Origin of the sequence: Nonomuraea sp. NPDC049750 (assembly GCF_040659625.1) — a bacterium.
Lineage (GTDB): Bacteria > Actinomycetota > Actinomycetes > Streptosporangiales > Streptosporangiaceae > Nonomuraea.
On record NZ_JBFANB010000049.1, the window covers coordinates 1 to 17,521 of the forward strand.

Genomic DNA, 17,521 nt, shown 5'->3' on the forward strand with positions numbered 1-17,521 from the left:
ATCGTCGAGGCGATCCGGCACCTGGCGGCCAGACACTCCATCGCGGTGGTCACCGTCCCGGCGCGTGGCACCTCCCGATACTGCCCCCGCTGCGGCCAGGGTACGTCGGTGCTCATGCATTGCTCTGCTCCGGATCGGGTCGGTGAGCGGGGCTGGAGGTGGGCCTCCTGCCCGGCCTGTGGCCTGTCGTGTGACCGGGACTGGGCAGCGGCCGAGCGGATCCTCGCACGCGGCCTGCTCGGCCAAACGCCACCCGTACCCACCGCTCCACCGGCGCGCGCACCATCCACGCCGTCGTGGAGGGCAACGTGGCCCGCGCCCGACCACGACGCAAACTCACCCGCGCGGCTCGCCGCGCCCGCCGCACCCGAGCCGACCTGCATCCCCGACCGGCGGCACGCGACCGGTCCAAGAACCGCCCCACCCCGAAACGGCCCACCCGCGTCCCGGCCAACTCACGAAACAACCCTCAAGACAGCTCGCGAGACAACCCGATGGCTTTCAGCCGTGTGCCCGACCGGCGCACGGTGCCCGCCCCACCGCCCACCGGCGGTGGACAGCGTCCGGCGGGCCATGCACCCAAGCCGGGACGGCGTCAGCCGTACCGGACAGGGTATGTCAGGAATTCTCACCATCGGACCGGCTTCCACCACGCCAAAGCCGCCCCCGTGCTCACGCTTGCCGAGCACGGGGGCGGTCCAAGGCAGGTTACGCCTGTCCGAGTTGCCTGATTCCTTCAGGGAACCACAGGGAATTCAAGACGCTAACACCGCGACCTCGATGGACGCGCCGGATCCGGCGCTCAGAACGCCCCTGTGGTAGTGCCTCCCGTTCCCGAGGCGGGGCTGGTGAAGGTGCTGTTGCCACCGGGTTGCCACTGGTCGGCGGTGTCGGGGAAGTTCGTCTCCTGGCGCTTGACGCACTTCCACTCGATGGCGGTGGTCGGCGGCAGCTTGCCGATCGTCGCGGTCCAGGTCGGGTAGGCGGTCGGCGACAGTTTGACCGCACTCGCCACCGACCAGCCGCCGAGTTGCGGGACGCTGCCCACGGCGTAGACGGACTGGCCCGTGGTGGTCGTGCCGTTGTCGCACCTGAACGTCATCGACGCCGGAGCCTGCCCGAGCGTGAACGCGAACGTCTTGGCGCTCGTGACGCTCGTGCTCGCCGACTTGGCGACGATCAGGTTGCCGCCCGCGTTGTACCAGCCGCTGGTCGCGGCGTCGAAGGCCGCCTTGGTGGCGTGCTGGGTGAGCGCGGTGCCGTTGAGCGTGACGGCGGACGCCTGGGTGTCCGAGACCAGCTCGACCACGTTCGTCCTGCTCGCGGGCGCGCCGGTGTAGGTGCCGCCGGCCGCGGCCACCGTGACGGTCGCCGTGCCGCCGCTGAGCTGCTGGCTCAACAGCGTCGTGCGTACGGCGCCGCTCTGGTAGCCGGTCGTCGCCCCGTCGTCCTCGTACAGGGTGAAGTTCGAGGCGGCCGGGTCGGCGTAGACCCGGGCCACCAGCTCGTTCCTGGTGGTGGAGTCGGTCCGCTTGCCCACGACGTTCATGGTCTTGTCATCCACGTACATCTTCGGGATGATCGCCCCCGCCCTGGCGAACGCCGGCAGCCGGAACGCGCCGCCGACCCAGAGCGGCCGGTCGGTGAACCACTGGCCGGTGCTGGTGAGCTTCTCGCCTGTGGCGTAGTCGAACCAGGAGCCCGCCGGCAGGTAGACGTCCCGTTTACGCTCGTTCGCGCCCGCTACGACGCCGACGAGCAGGTCGCGGCCGATGAGCTTCTCGTGCCCCATCTCGCGGACGTTCGCGTCGTTCTGGTACTGGTACACCAGCGGCGGCACCACCGGCTCGCCGTACAGGTAGGCCCGGTGGGCCAGGGAGTAGTAGTACGGCGCCAGCTCATACCGCTGCCGGAGGTTGGCGAGGTTGCTGGCCGTGTGCCCGATCGCGTCCGGTGAGGTCTGCGCGCAGTTGCACAGGTTCTCGGTGTGCGGCCGGATCGGCACCTCGAACCAGGCGCCGTCGGCGAACCACTGCGTGTAGAGCTCGTTCAGGTCGGAGTCGAGCATCTCGCGGCGGAATCCGCCGATGTCGGAGCCGTAGTAGTCGATGCCGGACATCGACATGTGCAGCTGGGCGTTCTGCTGCTGGGCGAGCGCGGTCAGCTTGGAGCCGATGTCGGCCGACCACATGGCCACGCCGTAGCGCTGCATCCCGGCGGCGCCGGAGCGGGCCAGCACGAACGGCCGCTTGGTGCTCGACGTGTAGCCCCTGGCGATGCTCTCAGCCCACTTGAGGTTGTAGACATTGTGGTAGTCGGCGTGGGCGTGCTTGCCGGGCAGCACGCCGGACGTCCAGTCGGCCGCGTCGTACATTTCCGGTTCGCCCAGGTCCAGCCAGTGGCCCATGATGCCCTGGTCGATGAGCGGCCGGCGCTTGGTCGTCTGCCAGTAGTCGGCCGCGGCGTCCTGAGTCCAGTCGATCATGCCGCCGCGGCCCCACCAGTCGTTGGCGGTGAGGTAGACGGGCGAGCAGGTCGCGCAGCCGGACCTGACGAGGTAGCCGCGGGTGGCGAGGTCGGCGTGCTCGGCGAGGTTCTTGCCGACGTACGACTCCTCGATGGTCATCAGGCCGATGCCCTTGTTCGCCTGATAATCGGAAATAGTTGTCGCTGGGTTGGGGAAGTTGGCCGTGTCCCAGGAAAGCGTGCCCATGCGGGTGTTGTCGGATCCGGCCGTCACTCCGCCGAACCAGGGCAGATCCAGGACGAACCCATCCACGGGGAACTTCGCCGCCCGCAGCCCGTTCAGCCGGCTGTCGATCTCGGCCCAGTTGTCGTAGCCGAACTCCGACACCCACATGCCGAACGCCTTCTTCGGCGGCACCGGCGGCCGGCCGGTCAGCTCCATGTAGTCCTTGCGCAGGTCGGGCAGGTCCGGCCCGGTCATCGTGTACCACCTGAGCTGGTCGCCCCAGGTGTCGACCGTCCACGGGTCGCCGGTCAGGTTCCACTCCTGCTTGTAGACCTGGTCGAGCAGCAACCCGTAGTTCAGGTTCGACGCGCCGACCCCGAACAGCACGGGGATCTGCGCGTTGCCCACCGGTCCGTTGTCGGTGTCGTAGGCCATGGCGTTGCCGTACGGACCTCCCGGGGTCCGGCTGCGTCCCACCCAGTCGCCGTCGGAGCTGCCGCCCATGAAGAACTGCTCGCCCAGCCCGTACGCGTTCTGGATCGAGCCCTTGGTGATCGTCAGGCCCTTCCACGCCTGGGTCAGGTTGCGCGGGCACGCCTCGTACAGCTGCCTGACCGGGTCCGAGACCCGCACGCACAGGGTGCCGGCCGTGACCTCGACCTTCATCGAGGCCGTGGTCAGCGTGTTGCCGCTCTGACTGAACGAGGACGGACCGGTGTAGTCCTTCTTCGCCACCTGCGGCGTGGTGAAGAGCGCGGATCCGGTGCCGGGGCTGGTCCCGGAGGCCAGCTCGAAGTGGACGAGGTCGTCGTCGAGGAACTCGACGATCAGATAGGCCGATCCGCTGGTGAACTGCACCCGCTGGACCGCCGCCCGCGCCTCGCCCGCGACGAGGAAGGTACCCAGGAGAACCGTCAGAAGGACGAGAGCACGTTTCATGGCCGGCCCACCACCAGGTTGTCGAGGTTGATCCCGCCGGTGTTGGCCGCGTCATAGGCGATCTTGACGGTGTGCGCGCCCGCGGTGAGTGTCGTGGTGAGCGAGGCGGTGCCCCAGGTGTCCCAGTTCGCCTGCGCGGGCAGCGTGAGCGTGCCCGCCGAGACGCCGTCGACGTAGACGGTCCTGGTGCTCGCCACCGTGGTCGAGTAGCGGAACTTGAGCTGGTGGCTGCCCGCCGCGTCCGCCTTGACCTGGAAGCTCACCGCGTCACCCGAGCTCGCGAAGTTGTCGACGAACCCGGTGCCGGTGTAGCCCGCGTGGTCGGTGTTGGTCGTCGTGCCGGTGCCCGTCCCGAACTCCGCCTCGTACGCGGCCTTGTCCACGCCGTTGAGCGTGACGGTCCTGCTGGAGGCACTGGCGGCTAGCTTGACGTAGGTGAGCTGCCGCACCGGGTCCCACCACCAGCCCTCGGCCGCCGCCTGGAGCGCCGCCAGCGTGGCCCGCGCGGTCGCGCCGGTCACCGATGTCGGCTTGGTACTGGCGACCTGGAGCGTGCTGGTCGTGGTGAGCGTGGGCACGGTGAGCGCCACCGAGTGTCCGGCCCAGTTCTCGGCCGAGCTGATCGTCCGGTTGGCGTTCGCCGAATCCTCGAAGTAGGAGTACGAGGAGCTGCCCGACGGGTAGATCCGGAAGACCAGGTTCGGATAGCTCGTGACGCTGTTGCCGATCTCGCCGCCGAGCTCGTAGTCGGCGTTGAGGTTGAGCGGGATGATCGCGCCCGGCCTGGCGTAGACCGGGATCGTGTAGAGGGCCGTGGCGTAGGACTTGGTGCCGGGGCCGGTGAAGCGGCCGCCGTTCCACAGGTCGTACCACTCGCCCGCGGGCAGGTAGACGTTCCTCGTCGTCGCGCCCTGCGTGGTCACGGGCGCGACGAGCAACTGGGAGCCGAACAGATACTGCTGGTCCTGCGCCGCGGCCGTCGCGTCGCCGGGGAAGGCGAAGCTCATCGCCCGCATCATCGGAGCCCCGGTGGCCGAGCCGGCCTTGGCCTCGGTGTACAGGTAGGGGATCAGGTTCATCCGGACGTTGGCGAACTTCCGGAAGGTCGGCACGACCGTCGTGTCGCCGCTGCGCGCCTGTACGTTCCACGGCGTGCGGGCCTCGGACGTGCCCGGGTTCGACTTCTCCGAGTGATACTGCATGACCGGCGAGAACGTCGCCTGCGCCGCCGCCCGCAGGTAGAGCTCGGCGCTGGGGAAGTCGCCGGTGAAGCCGGCCAGGTCCCAGGCCGTGTACGGCACGCCGGACTGCCCGGCGCTGAGCTGGGCCCTGACCGCCTCCTGGAAGGCGGAGAAGCTGGAGTTCTGGTCACCGGCCCAGAAGATCGAGTTCCTCTGGCCGCCGGCGGTGGCCGCCCGGCTGAAGATGACGTTGTCCGCGCTTTCGGCCTTGACGTAGTCGCTGTACGCCTTGGTGTAGCTGTTGGGGTAGGCGTTGTGCATCTCGTCGCCCTTGCGGCCGTCGGCGAACGTCACGCCCCTGCCGAAGACCGCCTCGCTGCCGTCGGTCTTGAAGCCGTCGATGCCGACCTCGTTGATCAGGTAGTCCCGCTTGCTCATCCACCAGTTCGTCGCCGCCGTGCTGGTGAAGTCGGGGACCATGCTGTCGCCGAACCACTGTCCGGTCGGAATCCGATACGGCGCGTTGGACGGATTTTTCGCGACATAGCCCTGTGCTTGGGCGTAGCTCTTGTCGTTGAGATGCTGCTGCGGCGCTGTCGGGGGATTGGTGTCGAAGTTCTCCTTGAAGACCGGGATCTGCCAGAGGATCATCTTGATCCCCTTGCCGTGGGCGTTGTCGACCATGGCCTTCGGGTTCTGCCACTCGCCGCCCGCCGGGAACGTCAGGTCACCGTAGGCGAGCTTCCCGCTGCCGGCGCTGGGCGTGTACGTGGCGCCGTGCCACAGATAGAACGTGGCCTCGTCGCTCCACTGCTCCAGCACCATCGCCGTGTGCGGGATCTTGTAGGTGCCGACCTTGTCCAGCTCGCTCTCCACCTCGGCCTGGGTGTTCCACTCGTTGGCCGACATCCACACACCGAACGCCCACTTGGGCGGCAGCTGCGGCCGGCCGCTGACCGCGGTGTAGTCGTCCACGATCTCCGCGGGGGTGCCGGCGAAGAAGTGGTAGTCCAGTGTCGAGTCGAGCGCGCCGCTCGTGTCGACGGTGAATCCGGCCAGGTCGCTGAGGTGGGTGTTGAGGTTGAAGATCGCGTAGCGGGTGCTGGGGAGGTAGACCCCGTAACCGGCCGAGTTCAGGAAGAACGGCACGCTCAGGTAGGTCCGCCGGGTGCTGCCCTGGTCGCGATACTGGTTGTAGACGTAGTTGTGCACGTCGGTGCCGCGCTGGTCGAGGCGGTCATAGCGCTCGCCGAAGCCCTCGAACCGCTCGCCCGACGGCGACATGAAGTGGTCCTCGATCTTGGTGACCGTGGTGGCGCCGTCGCTGGCCCAGCCGATGTTCCTGAACGTGGCGGGGTCGTACTGCCGGGTGATCAGCGTCGTCCCGTCGCCCTTGTAGACCGACAGACGGTAGGGCGACTTCTGGATCTTCAGCACCAGGCTCGTGGTGGAGATGGTGAGGGTGCTCGCGGAATCCGTCACCGTATAGCCGGAGACTCCGGAAATATTCAGACCCTGGCCGCTGGGGGCGATCTGGGTGCGGAAGCGGTCAAGTGCCGGGAAGGCGAAGCGGATCTTCGGCGTGAAGCTCCCCGCGCTGTCACCGGTCGTGACATCTACCGACGTGCTGTTATTGGTGAACCCGGTCACGTTCGTCACCGTGCTCCACGAGGTGACCGTGAACGCGAACGGGCCCGTGCTCTTCTGCCCGCCGCCGTTCACGTCCGCGTTGACCGAGTAGGAGATCTTGTCGCCCCGGGCGAAGGTACCCAGGTTGATCTTCCAGTAGCTGTTGTTGCCGTTGTTGTGGTCCCAGGCGGCGCCGATCGGGGTCTGGGCGGTCCCGTTCTTGGTCCAGGTCACCCAGACGGTCTGGCCGGACTCGATGGGCCAGGTGGTGGCGTTGATCTGGACGGCGTCCCCGGCCATCGGGTCACGGGGAGCGCGTTCGGTCGGCTCGCTGGAGTAGAGGTCGTCGATCCCGGTCGGGTTGTGAAAGATGCCGTCGAGCGCGTACGCGGGGACGGTCACGAGGGAGGCCAGCAGGGCGATCACCGCGACGATGACGCCCGACCGTAACCGGATCACGGGGGAGCTCCTATCAGGTGGCGAACACGGGTGAGAGATGAGGCCAGTGCTCCGCCGCGCAGAGGACCGGCGGACGGTCGAGCGGCGCGGGCAGCGTGATGTCGCGCCCGCCGCGATGGGCGCGGCCGGTCCAGACGTCGACCCAGTCCCCTTCGGGCAGGTAGACCGGTTGCTCCGCGACCCCGGGCGCCGTCACCGGGGCCACCAGCAGCGCGTCGCCCAGCTTGTACTGCAGCGGATGCTCCCAGACGCGCGGGTCGTCCGGGTGGTCGAAGAACAGCCCGCGCATCAGCGGCGCCCCGCCGCCGACCGCCTGGCGGGCCTGCCCCGCCAGGTACGGCACGAGCCGCTCGCGCACCTTGGCCAGCCGCCTGAAGACGGGCAGCACCCGGTCGTCGCCGGTCTGCTCGGCCACGTTCCACGGCGTGCGGTCCCTCAGGGGCAGGCGGTGGTGGTTGAACTCCGAGTGGTACTGCATGATCGGCATGAACGCCGCCGCCCCGGCCGCCCGCAGATAGAGCTCGGCATCGGGCAGGTCACCGGAGAACCCGGCCAGGTCCCAGCCCCAATAGACGATCCCGCAGGCCGAGGCGGTGATCCCGGCCCTGATGGACGACCGGAACGCCGTCCAGGTCGAGTCCTCGTCCCCGGCCCAGAAGACGCCGTGCGGCTGTGACCCGGTGAACCCGGCCCGGCTGAACGTCACCGGCGCCTTGCCGTGCCGCTCCAGCAGCTCGCCGAAGGCGCGCGCGTAATGCACGGGGAACAGGCCGTTGCCGTCGTCACCCCTGCGCCCGTCGGCGTAGCGCAGGTCGTGGCCCCACGCGTGCTCGCCGCCGTCGGTCTTGAACCCGTCCACGCCCACCTCGTCCACCAGGTAGGCGCGCTTGGCCGTCCACCAGTCGCGGACCTCGGGCGAGGACAGGTCGGGCATGAGCGCCAGCGGGAACCACCAGCCGCGGTTCCGGTACGGCCGGCCGTCGCTCTCCCTGACCCCGTAGCCGTGCTCGACCAGCTGCCGGGCGTCCACAGCCGCCTGGTGCCGGGGGTGCGGACGCATCTTCTGCAGCGGGATCTGCCAGAGCAGCACCTTGATATCCCGCTGGTGCAGCTCGTCCACCATGCCCTTGGGATCCGGCCACGGCCCGTCCGGCGGGAAGGCGTAGTCCGCCAGCCGGTGCGGCTCCTCCGACGGCTCGTATTCGGCCCCGCGGAACGCCGTGAACGTCGTCTCGTCACTCCACGCCTCGATGACCAGCGCCCCGACGGGGATGTCGTGCTCGCGGTGCCGGTCCATCTCGGCCAGCACGCGTTCCTGCGTGTTCCACTCGTTGCCGCTGGCCCACAGCCGGAACACCCACGAGGGCAGTTCCGTCGGCCGCCCCACCTCCTCCAGGAAGCCCCGCAACACCTCGGCCGGGGTCACGCCGTCATAGAGCCGGACCGAGGGCTCGCCGTCCGGCCCCACCTCCGCCTCCACGACCAGCCGGTCCGGGGTGGAGGCGCCGACGTCGTACCAGGTCCGCCTGGAGGTCTCGACGTGGAACCCCCAGCTCGCCGCCCCGCCGACCACGAGCGCGAAGGGCATCGGCAGGTACGTCCTGCCGTGCGCCCCCTGCGCCTTGTACTGCTCGAACACCACCGCGTCCAGCCGCCGCCCGCGCTGGTCCACCGCGTCGAACCGCTCGCCGAACCCCACCACGTGCTCGCCATCGGCCAACGCCAGCTCGAACCGCACCCGCCGCGCCCCGTCGCCGCCGACCAACCACCGCACGCTCCCCGGCACCACCCGGTCGGCGCCGCGCACGACGAGCTTCCCGCCGCTCCGGCCCCACGCCGCCGCCGTCACCTCGAACCACCTGCTGGTACGGTTCCCACCGCCGTCCAGCGCGGCCCGGAACCGGTAGGCGTAGTGCTGCCCGGCGCGCAACACGGGTGAGCGCGCCACCCACGATCCGGCGGCGGCCCGCGCCGCCCTGGCCTGCGCGCCAGCCAGATGCCCGCCGTCAACCGCGCCAGCCTGGTGCCCGCCGTCAACCTCGCCAGCAAGGCGCCCGCCGTCAACCGTCCCGGCTTGGTGCCCGCCGTCAACCGCCTCGGCCGCATCACCGGTGTGGTCCCCGGCTTGGGTCAGCGGCAGGTCCACCGGCGCCGCACCGTCGGTGACCCACTCGCACACCACCGAGACGACCTTCGCCGAGGCTCGCACCCGTAGCTCCACCGCCTCGCCGTCCATCGGCCAGGCGGGCACGCGCTGGTCCTCGGTTGTGGCGTACGGGTGCCCGGACCCGTACGGCCGATGCCGGATCATGCCCGCACCCCCTGCTCGTCCAGCCCACTCTGCTCGTCCAGCTGATCCAGCTTGTTCAGCTCGTCGGCGAGGATCAGGTACATCCCGTGCGACCACAGCAGCGGCGTGGCCACGGTGCCCCATCGGTCCAGCCACTCCTGGAGCCGGTCGGGCGCCAGCAGCCGGTCGGACACCTGCTCGGGCAGGTCACCCTCGGGGGTCGCCTGGGCCGCCATCCAGTCCAGGTATCGCTGGGCTTCCGCGCGCCGCCCGGCCCGCGCGTGGTTCCAGCCGAGGAACCCGGCCAGCAGCACCCAGCGCCCGCCGCCGTAGAAGGTGTCGGCCAGGTAGCGGTACACGCCGCCGTCGACGGCGAGCTGCCGCTCCACCTCGGCCACCGTCGCCGCGCCGACCGGATGATCGGCCGCGTAGAGCCCGAACGGCTCGACGCACGCGAGCAGACTGGCGTCCACGGCCTCACTGCCCAGCCATTTCGTGAGATATCCGGACTTCGCAGCCCCGGCGCCAGAAGCCCCGGCGCCGGACGCCGCGAGGCCGGATGGCCCGGCGTTGGAGACTGCGGTGCTGGAGGCCGTGGCGGAGGTGGCGCCCGAAATGCCCTCGGCGGCCACCAGGGCCGCGATGCCCTCCACCGCCCGCCCCGCCGCCTCTGACTCGGCCCCGCTCAGCACGCCCAGCGCGACGGCCGCCCGCAGCCCGGCGTGCACCGCGCCCAGCGTCGCCACGTGCCGCTGCTCGACGTGCTCCTCCCACCAGTCGTAGCACGGCATGTCCCAGAACGAGGTGAGATACCGGGCCGCCGTCCGCACCCCCTTCTCCACCCCTGAGACCGCCCGGCCGTGCCGGAAGGAGTGCTCGCGCAGGGCCCACAGCCACGTGCCGTACCCGTCGAGCTGGAAGTCCCACCAGTCGACGTCCCCGTCCACGCCGTCGAGTGTGAACCGCGTCGGCAGCATCTCGGCGGGCGAGACCGGTTCACCGCGTCCCGCGCGTGAGACGAGCGAGTCGACCTGTCCCGCCCGGTCGCCGATCACCCGGGCGCACCAGGTGTGGAAGGCGTCCGCACCGGCGGCGTCGCCGTGCCTGCTCACCCCCTCGGCGATGAACGCCCCATCACGCAGCCACGAGTAGCCGCGATAGGCGGAGAAGGTGGGCGAGGCCGGGTAGGCGCCGGTGGGGGACTGGAGCCTTTGGATCACGTCAAGGCTGTGCGACACGAGGGTCACGGGAACCGATCTCCTGAGATGAGTGGGCGGGCAACTCAGCCGAGCAGGGCGTCGACCTCGGCGGCGGCGGTCTTGAGCGCCTCCTCCACCGGCTTGCGTCCGGCGGCGGCCTCGGTCAGCTGCTTGGTCACGGCGTCCTGCATCTCCTGCTGGCGCTTGATGACCGGCGGCAGCGCGATCGACTTCAGCGAGTCGAACACCGCCTGACGGTTGGCGGGCTTGGGGTCCTTGAGATAGCCGGACAGCACCGCCTGGTCGGCGACCGGCGGCAGCTCCCACGACGACGCGACGCGGGTGGTCGCCGCGGTGTTCGACGACGACAGGAACCGGGCCCAGGCCCAGGCCTCCTTGCCGTGCTTGGTGCCGGAGGAGGCGGCGACGGCGTTGTGGAAGACGGCGCTGGCCTTGGCGCTCTCACCGGGCTCGACGACGACGTCCCAGGTGAAGGCGGCGTCCTTCAGCCCGGCGAACTGCCAGATGCCGTTGTGCCACATGGCGAGCTTGCCGGACTTGAAGAGGTTCGTGTCGTAGTCGGCGGTGCCGCCGATCTCCGCCTCGGTCGGCATCGTCTTGCCGACCTTGGAGACCAGCCACTGCGCCGCCTTGACCCCGGCCGGGCTGTTGAACGCCGACTTCTTGCCGTCGGCCGACAGGAACTCGCCGCCCGCCTGCTTGAGCGTCTTGTAGAACTCGAAGAACTGCACCGGCTGGAAGTCGCCGAACACGCCCTTCTTCTTGTCGGTCAGCTTCGCGGCGGCGGCCTGCTCGTCGGCCCAGGTCCAGTCGGCCGTCGGCGGGGCCACTCCGGCCTTGTCGAACAGGTCCTTGTTGTAGAAGAGCACGACCGTGGAGAACGAGGCGGGCAGCGCGTACTGCTTGCCGTCGCGCTTGAACGCCTCGAGCGACTCCTTGGCGTACACCGACGGGTCGCCGTCGCCCTTCACCGTGTCCAGGTCGAGCAGGGAGCCCGCGCTGGCGTAGGTCACGAAGTTCTCGTAGTTGAGCTCGAAGGTGTCGGGCGCGGTGCCGCCGGCGATGCTGGTCTGGAGCTTGGTGAAGTACTCGTCGAAGGGGGCGGTCTCCACCACCACGTCGACCTTCGGGTTCTCCTTCTCGAAGGCCTTCTCGATCTTGTCCAGGTCCTTCACGTGGTCGGGCGCGGCCGAGAACGTGAAGTAACGCAGCGTCACCTTGCCGCCCTCGCCGGACGGGGCCTTCGTCGCCGAGCCCTGGGAGCAGGCGGTGGCGAGCAACGCGGCCGCCGCCAGGGAGGCGGCAACCCGGACCTTCTGTGACCGGACCTTCTGTGACCTGATCTTCTGTGACATGGGGGGACTTCCTTTACTTGTGCACAACTACTTGAGCCCGCTCTGCGCGACACTGGCGATGACGTGCTTCTGCGCGAAGACGTAGAGGATGAGGATCGGCACCACGCTGATCACCGAGCCCGCCATGACCACGTCCCACTCGGTGGTGAACTGGCCGTGCAGCGTGGCCAGGCCCAGCGGCAGCGTCATGAACTCGGGCGACTTGATGATGATCAGCGGCCAGAGGTAGCTGTTCCAGCTGGCCATGAAGCCGAAGATGGCGAAGGTCGCCAGGGCCGGCCTGATCAGCGGCAGCACAACGTACACAAAAATCCGGAAATGTCCGGCGCCGTCCAGCACGGCCGCCTCGTCGAACTCCCTCGGCACCTGGTTGATAGCCTGCCGCAGCAGGAACACCCCGAACGCCGACGCGATCGTCGGCGCCAGCAGCGCGAAGTACGTGTCGACCAGGTTGAACGTGCGCATCTCGATGAACAGCGGCACGACCAGCACGGGCAGCGGCATCATCAGCGTCGCCAGGTAGACCGCGAACAGCGCGCTCCGCCCCGGGAACGGCAGCCTGGCGAAGGCGTAGGCGGCCATCGCGCTGGTGAGGAGCTGCAGCGTGGTGGAGGCCGCCCCGATCCAGGCGCTGTTGGCCACGATCCGCCAGAAGGGCAGTGTGTCGAGCAGCTTGCCGTAGGCGTCGAGGCTCGCGTTGTCGGGCGTGAAGTCCGGCGGTACGGCCAGCACCGCGTCGCTCGGCGTGATCGACGTGATCACCGCCCAGGCGAACGGGAACAGCATGACCACCGCGCCGAGACCCACCAGCAGATAGCGGATCGCCTTACCCATAGGTCACCCACCGCCTCTGCCCCCGGATCTGCACGATCGTCACGAGCAGCACCAGGGCGAACAGCAGCCACGACAGCGCCGAGGCCGCGCCCGCCCGGCCGTACCGGAAGGTGAGGTCGTAGATCTGCGACACGACGACCTGCGTCGCGCCGCCGGGCCCGCCGCCCGTCATGATCTTCACCTGGTCGAAGACCTGGAAGCCGTTGATCAGCGAGATCACCACCACGAAGAACGACGACGGCGACAGCAGCGGCAGGGTGATGTGCCTGAACCGGCGGACGGCGCTCGCCCCGTCGACCATGGCGGCCTCCTGGAACTCCTTCGGGATGGCCTGCAGCCCCGCCAGCAGGATGATCATCACGAAGCCCAGGTCCTTCCAGGCCGAGGCGAAGATGATCGACGGCATCGCCCAGTCGGGATCGGTCCACCAGCCCGGCCCGCTGACGCCGAACAGCCCCAGTGCCCAGTTGACGACCCCGCTGGCCGGGTTGAGCAGCCACTTCCACATCAGCGCCACGACGACCCAGCTGGTGATGACGGGCAGGAAGTAGACGCCGCGCAGCAGCCCGCGTCCCGGCATCGCCCGGTTCAGCAGCAGCGCCAGCCCCAGCCCGCCCAGGTAGACGAGCGGCAGGTAACCGGCGATGAAGTACAGCGTGTGCAGGAACGCGGCCCGCGTCCCGGCGTCGCCGAGCAGTTCGATGTAGTTGCCGAGGCCGACCCAGCGCATCTCGGTGATGAGGTCCCATTCGTGGAGGCTCGTCCAGAAGGAGGCGACCATCGGGATCAGCGTGTAGAGCGTCAGCGGGATCAGGCTGGGCAGCAGGAACACGGCCACGGTCCCGGCGTAGCGCCATCGCCGCCGCGGCGCCCGCCGCTCCTGCGTGCCCCCGGCCTTCGGCCGGACGGCGGTGAGGGTCATGCGCTCGCTCCTCTGTAACTGGCTCATGGCGTCGTCCCGATCAGGCGGGCCCGTACCAGGCGGCCCTGCTCTCCGGCGGCCCCGGCGGCGTCGAAGGGGGTGGCCAGTACGAGGGCCGCCGCGCCCTGGGCCCAGCTGGTGTCGTCCCAGCTCTCCACCTCGATCGAGATGTCCCTGCGCCCCGGATACAGCTGCGCCCTGACGGCCGGGTCGAAGCCCACCTGCCAGAGCGGCCAGTCGGCCGTCCCCTCGCCGAGCACCACCACGACCTCGGGATCGACCACGTTGATCAGCCCCGCCGCGGCCCGCCCGAGCACGGCCCCCGCCTCGGCGAACACCTCCCGCGCCGCCGGATCGCCCGCCGCCCCGGCCGCTCCCAGCCCGGTAAGACCGGCCGAACCGCCGTCCTTGGCGAGAGCCGCCGCCGGCAGCCCCGCCGAGCCGCCGTCCTTGGCGCGGGCCGCCGCCAGCAGCCCCGCCGAGCCGACGTACGCCTCCAGGCACCCGCGCGCCCCGCACCCGCACACCGGCCCCGCCGGATCGACGGGCACGTGCCCGAACTCCCCGGCCCCGCCCCTGGCGCCCCGGTAGACCCGCCCGTCGGCCACGATCGCCGCGCCGACGCCGCGCCCGATGGTCAGCACCAGGAAGTCCCGGTGGGTCCGCCCCCTGCCGTAGAGCCGCTCGGCCGCCGCCAGCGCGTTCACGTCGTTCTCCACCAGCACGGGCAGCTTGAGCCGCCGCCGCAGCCGCTCGCCCACCGGCATGGCCTGCCACCCCAGAGTCGGCGCGTTGACCGTGCCGACCGCCTGGTCCTCCACGCTGCCGGGCACCCCGACGCCGATCCCGAGCAGCGGCGGCGCCTGGCCGTGGTCGGCCGAGGCGGACGTACGCGCCGTCAGCCCGCGCCCGCTGCCCGAGACCACCGCCTCGACGGCGTCGGCCAGCCGGTCCAGCGCCTCAGGGGAGGACGGGTCGAACGCGCACTCCCAGGCCCCCAGCACCTCGCCGTCGAGCCGCACGTCGACCAGCACCAGATGGTCGGCCGTCACCTTCACGCCGAGCGCACGGCCCGCGCTGCCCACCAGCCCGAGCCGCTGGGCCGGCCGCCCGCCCCGCGACGGCTTGAGGTCGAGCTCCTCGAGCATCCCGTAACCCATGAGCTCGCGCGTGAGCTGCGTGACGGTCGCCGGGCTCAGGTCCAGCTCGCGCGCCAGCTCGGTGCGGCTCAGCGGCCCGACGGTGCCGAGAAGCGCGAGGATCGCCGTCCTCGTGAGATCACCGCGATCAGTGCCTGCCATGTGATGAGAACGACTTTCTTTAGAAATAAAGTTAGTGCTGAAAATATGAAGCCGCAGCACGCCGCTGTCAAGAGTCCGGGAACGCGAAAAGGGGCCCCCGCCACCGGAGACCCCTTCTCAAGAGCTGTGCGCTAGGACGCGTCCTTCGCGCGGTTGCGCAGCGCCCGGCTGACGCCGTCGGCGCCCTCCAGGATCATCCGGCGCAGCGCCTGCGGCGGCTGCTCCTTCTCCAGGTAGGACTCCGCCGCCCGCACCGTCTCCGGCTCGATGAGCAGCGCGGGGAAGCAGCCGACCGTGAACGTCTGCGCCTGGTCGAACGTCCACTCCCGGTAGATCCGGCCGATCTCCGCGAAGTACTTCTCCCGGTAGGGGGCCAGCAGCTCCGGGTGGTGCGGATCCTGGAAGCCGTTGACCGTCGTACGGGCGATGTGGTTGGCCAGCTTGCCGCCCACGATCGAGGCCCACGCGGCCGCCTTGCCCTCGGCCGTCGGGATGGCCGCCCGGCACAGCGCCGCGGAGCGCTCGCCAGTGGCGGTGGCGTCGCGCGCCAGCTCGGCGTCGATGTCGGCGCCGTCCAGCCGGCCGCCCACCACCAGCGCGTGGACGAGCGTCCAGCGCAGGTCGGTGTCGACGGTCAGCCCCTCGGGCACGGCCGAGCCGTCCAGGATGCCGGCGATGATCGCCAGATCGGCCTCGGCGGTCGCCGTGGGCGCGAACGCCTGCAGGAAGGCGAGCTGGTGGTCCGAGCCCGGCGCCGCCGTGGCGAGCAGCGTACGCAGCTCGGTGGCCAGCAGCGACAGACCCTCGGCCCGCCACGCCGGGTCGGCGTACTGCTGAATGGCCATCCGCGCCTGCCGGAGCACGGCCTGCAGGACCGTGATGTCCTTGACCGTGCCGACGCCCGAGACGACCAGCTTCACGTAGTCGTGGGTGGACATCTCGCCGTCGCGGGTCATGTCCCACGCGGCCGACCAGCACAGGGCCCGGGGCAGCGACTCGGTGAAGCCGGCGATGCCGCCGTCGACCAGGGTACGCAGCGACCGCTCGTCCAGCCGGATCTTGGCGTAGGTCAGGTCGTCGTCGTTGACCAGGACCAGGTCGGGCTGCTCCTCCCCGACCAGCTCCGCGACGCTCGTCTTGGCGCCCACCACGTCCAGCTCGACCCGCTTGGTACGCGTCAGCACGCCGTCGGCCAGCGAGTAGAGGCCGACCGCGACCCGATGCGAGCGCAGCGTCGGGTAGTCGGCCGGCGCCTCCTGCAGCACCTCGAAGGTCTCGAAGCGGCCGTCGGCGACCGTGAACGACGGGCGCAGCGTGTTGACCCAGGCGGTCTCCAGCCACTCCTTGGACCACGACGACAGGTCGCGCCCCGAGGTCCGCTCCAGCGCCCCGAGCAGGTCCTTCAGCTCGGTGTTGCCCCAGGCGTGCTCACCGAAGTAGTCGCGCACCCCGGCCAGGAAGTTGTCCAGCCCGACGTAGGCGACCAGCTGCTTGAGCACCGAGGCGCCCTTGGCGTAGGTGATGCCGTCGAAGTTGACCTCGACCGCCTGCATGTCGGGGATGTCCGCGGCGATCGGGTGCGTGGACGGCAGCTGGTCCTGGCGGTAGGCCCAGGACTTCTCCACGTTCGCGAACGTCGTCCAGGCACCCTTGCCCCAGCGGGTCGCCTCGGCCTGGGCGAGCACCGACATGTAGGTGGCGAACGACTCGTTCAGCCACAGATCGTCCCACCAGCGCATGGTCACGAGGTCGCCGAACCACATGTGCGCCATCTCGTGCAGGATCGTCTCGGCGCGCCGCTCGACGACGGCGTCGGTGACCCTGGACCGGAAGACGTAGTCCTCCAGGAAGGTCACGCAGCCGGCGTTCTCCATCGCGCCCGCGTTGAACTCCGGCACGAACAGCTGGTCGTACTTGCCGAACGGGTAGCGGACGCCGAACACCTTGTGGAAGAAGTCGAAGCCCTGCCGGGTGACCTCCAGGATGTTGTCGGCGTCGAGGTGCTCGGCGAGCGAGGCGCGGCAGTAGATGCCCAGCGGGATGCCGTCGTGCTCTGAGGTCACCTTGTAGTACGGCCCGGCGACCAGCGCGGTGATGTAGGTCGACATGACCGGCGTGGCGGGGAACTGCCAGCGCCTGGCCGCCTGCACCGTGCCGTGCTTGCCGGTCTGCTCGGGCAGGTGCTCGACCGACGTGGCGGCCGCGTTGGAGACGACCTCCCAGTCGGCCGGGGCCAGCGCGGTCAGCTTGAAGGTGGCCTTGAGGTCGGGCTGGTCGAAACAGGCGTACATGCGGTGCGCGTCGGCCGTCTCGAACTGGCTGTGCAGGTAGACCTTCTGGTCCACCGGGTCGACGAAGCGGTGCAGCCCTTCGCCGCTGCGCATGTAGACGCAGTCGGCGTCGACGCGCAGCTCGTTGGACTCGGCCAGCGAGGGGAGCGGGAAGCGCCCCTTCTCCGCGTCATAGGTGGAGACATCGAGGTCGGCTCCGTTGAGCGTGACCTTGCGCACGTGCGCGCCATGGAGGTCGATGAACGTGGCCGAGCCCGGCCGGGTGCTGCTGAACCGGACGGTCGTGACACTCTCGAAGCGCTCGTCTCCCTCGGTCAGATCGAGTGCGACCTCATACGACTCGACCTTCAACAGCCGGGCGCGCTCGCGAGCCTCGTCCCGGGTCAGGTTGCCTGCCAAGTTCCACTC

Annotated in this window: 10 protein-coding genes; 1 reads left to right on the top strand and 9 read right to left on the bottom strand. The window is 69.9% G+C overall.

The annotated features are described in order from the left end of the window. Positions 1-12: 12 nt before the first annotated feature. Complete coding sequence (locus AB0J16_RS55885; RefSeq protein WP_358556506.1) at positions 13-822, top strand: zinc ribbon domain-containing protein; 810 nt, start codon at positions 13-15, stop codon at positions 820-822. On the opposite strand, the gene AB0J16_RS55890 is transcribed toward AB0J16_RS55885, so the two are convergent. From AB0J16_RS55890 to pepN, 9 genes are all read right to left on the bottom strand, one after another. Continuing rightward, positions 803-3,631, bottom strand: a complete 2,829-nt coding sequence (locus AB0J16_RS55890; protein WP_358556383.1) for a TIM-barrel domain-containing protein — start codon at positions 3,629-3,631, stop codon at positions 803-805. The two genes, AB0J16_RS55885 and AB0J16_RS55890, sit on opposite strands and share 20 nt — an antisense overlap. Then, complete coding sequence (locus AB0J16_RS55895; protein WP_358556386.1) at positions 3,628-6,900, bottom strand: TIM-barrel domain-containing protein; 3,273 nt, start codon at positions 6,898-6,900, stop codon at positions 3,628-3,630. Before AB0J16_RS55895 ends, AB0J16_RS55890 begins: the two co-directional genes overlap by 4 nt. A 13-nt stretch (positions 6,901-6,913) precedes the next feature. Next, complete coding sequence (locus AB0J16_RS55900) at positions 6,914-9,211, bottom strand: TIM-barrel domain-containing protein (RefSeq protein WP_358556389.1); 2,298 nt, start codon at positions 9,209-9,211, stop codon at positions 6,914-6,916. Further along, a complete protein-coding gene (locus AB0J16_RS55905) occupies positions 9,208-10,437 on the bottom strand; it encodes a glycoside hydrolase family 15 protein (RefSeq protein ID WP_358556392.1) in 1,230 nt (409 codons plus the stop codon). The genes AB0J16_RS55900 and AB0J16_RS55905 overlap by 4 nt, the downstream gene beginning before the upstream one ends. A 35-nt stretch (positions 10,438-10,472) precedes the next feature. Further along, positions 10,473-11,765, bottom strand: a complete 1,293-nt coding sequence (locus tag AB0J16_RS55910; protein WP_358556395.1) for a sugar ABC transporter substrate-binding protein — start codon at positions 11,763-11,765, stop codon at positions 10,473-10,475. Positions 11,766-11,792: 27 nt separating this feature from the next. Continuing rightward, positions 11,793-12,599 carry a carbohydrate ABC transporter permease gene (locus AB0J16_RS55915; protein WP_358183134.1) on the bottom strand — a complete coding sequence of 269 codons (807 nt, stop codon included), beginning with the start codon at positions 12,597-12,599 and terminating at the stop codon, positions 11,793-11,795. After that, on the bottom strand, positions 12,592-13,521 hold the full coding sequence (locus tag AB0J16_RS55920; protein WP_358556398.1) for a sugar ABC transporter permease: 930 nt from the start codon (positions 13,519-13,521) through the stop codon (positions 12,592-12,594). Before AB0J16_RS55920 ends, AB0J16_RS55915 begins: the two co-directional genes overlap by 8 nt. 23 nt (positions 13,522-13,544) lie before the next feature. Beyond that, positions 13,545-14,822: an ROK family transcriptional regulator gene (locus tag AB0J16_RS55925; protein WP_358556401.1), complete on the bottom strand. Its 1,278-nt coding sequence runs from the start codon at positions 14,820-14,822 to the stop codon at positions 13,545-13,547. Positions 14,823-14,953: 131 nt separating this feature from the next. After that, positions 14,954-17,512, bottom strand: coding sequence for an aminopeptidase N (pepN, locus tag AB0J16_RS55930; RefSeq protein ID WP_358556404.1), 2,559 nt, complete (start codon positions 17,510-17,512; stop codon positions 14,954-14,956). Positions 17,513-17,521 lie beyond the last annotated feature (9 nt).

What these genes read in the sequence shown, in the direction of transcription:
- AB0J16_RS55890 (WP_358556383.1), bottom strand. Translation starts at nt 3,631, where the DNA reads ATGAAACGTGCTCTCGTCCTTCTGACGGTTCTCCTGGGTACCTTCCTC.
- AB0J16_RS55900 (WP_358556389.1), bottom strand. Translation starts at nt 9,211, where the DNA reads ATGATCCGGCATCGGCCGTACGGGTCCGGGCACCCGTACGCCACAACC.
- AB0J16_RS55910 (WP_358556395.1), bottom strand. Translation starts at nt 11,765, where the DNA reads ATGTCACAGAAGATCAGGTCACAGAAGGTCCGGTCACAGAAGGTCCGG.
- AB0J16_RS55915 (WP_358183134.1), bottom strand. Translation starts at nt 12,599, where the DNA reads ATGGGTAAGGCGATCCGCTATCTGCTGGTGGGTCTCGGCGCGGTGGTC.
- AB0J16_RS55920 (WP_358556398.1), bottom strand. Translation starts at nt 13,521, where the DNA reads ATGACCCTCACCGCCGTCCGGCCGAAGGCCGGGGGCACGCAGGAGCGG.
- AB0J16_RS55925 (WP_358556401.1), bottom strand. Translation starts at nt 14,822, where the DNA reads ATGGCAGGCACTGATCGCGGTGATCTCACGAGGACGGCGATCCTCGCG.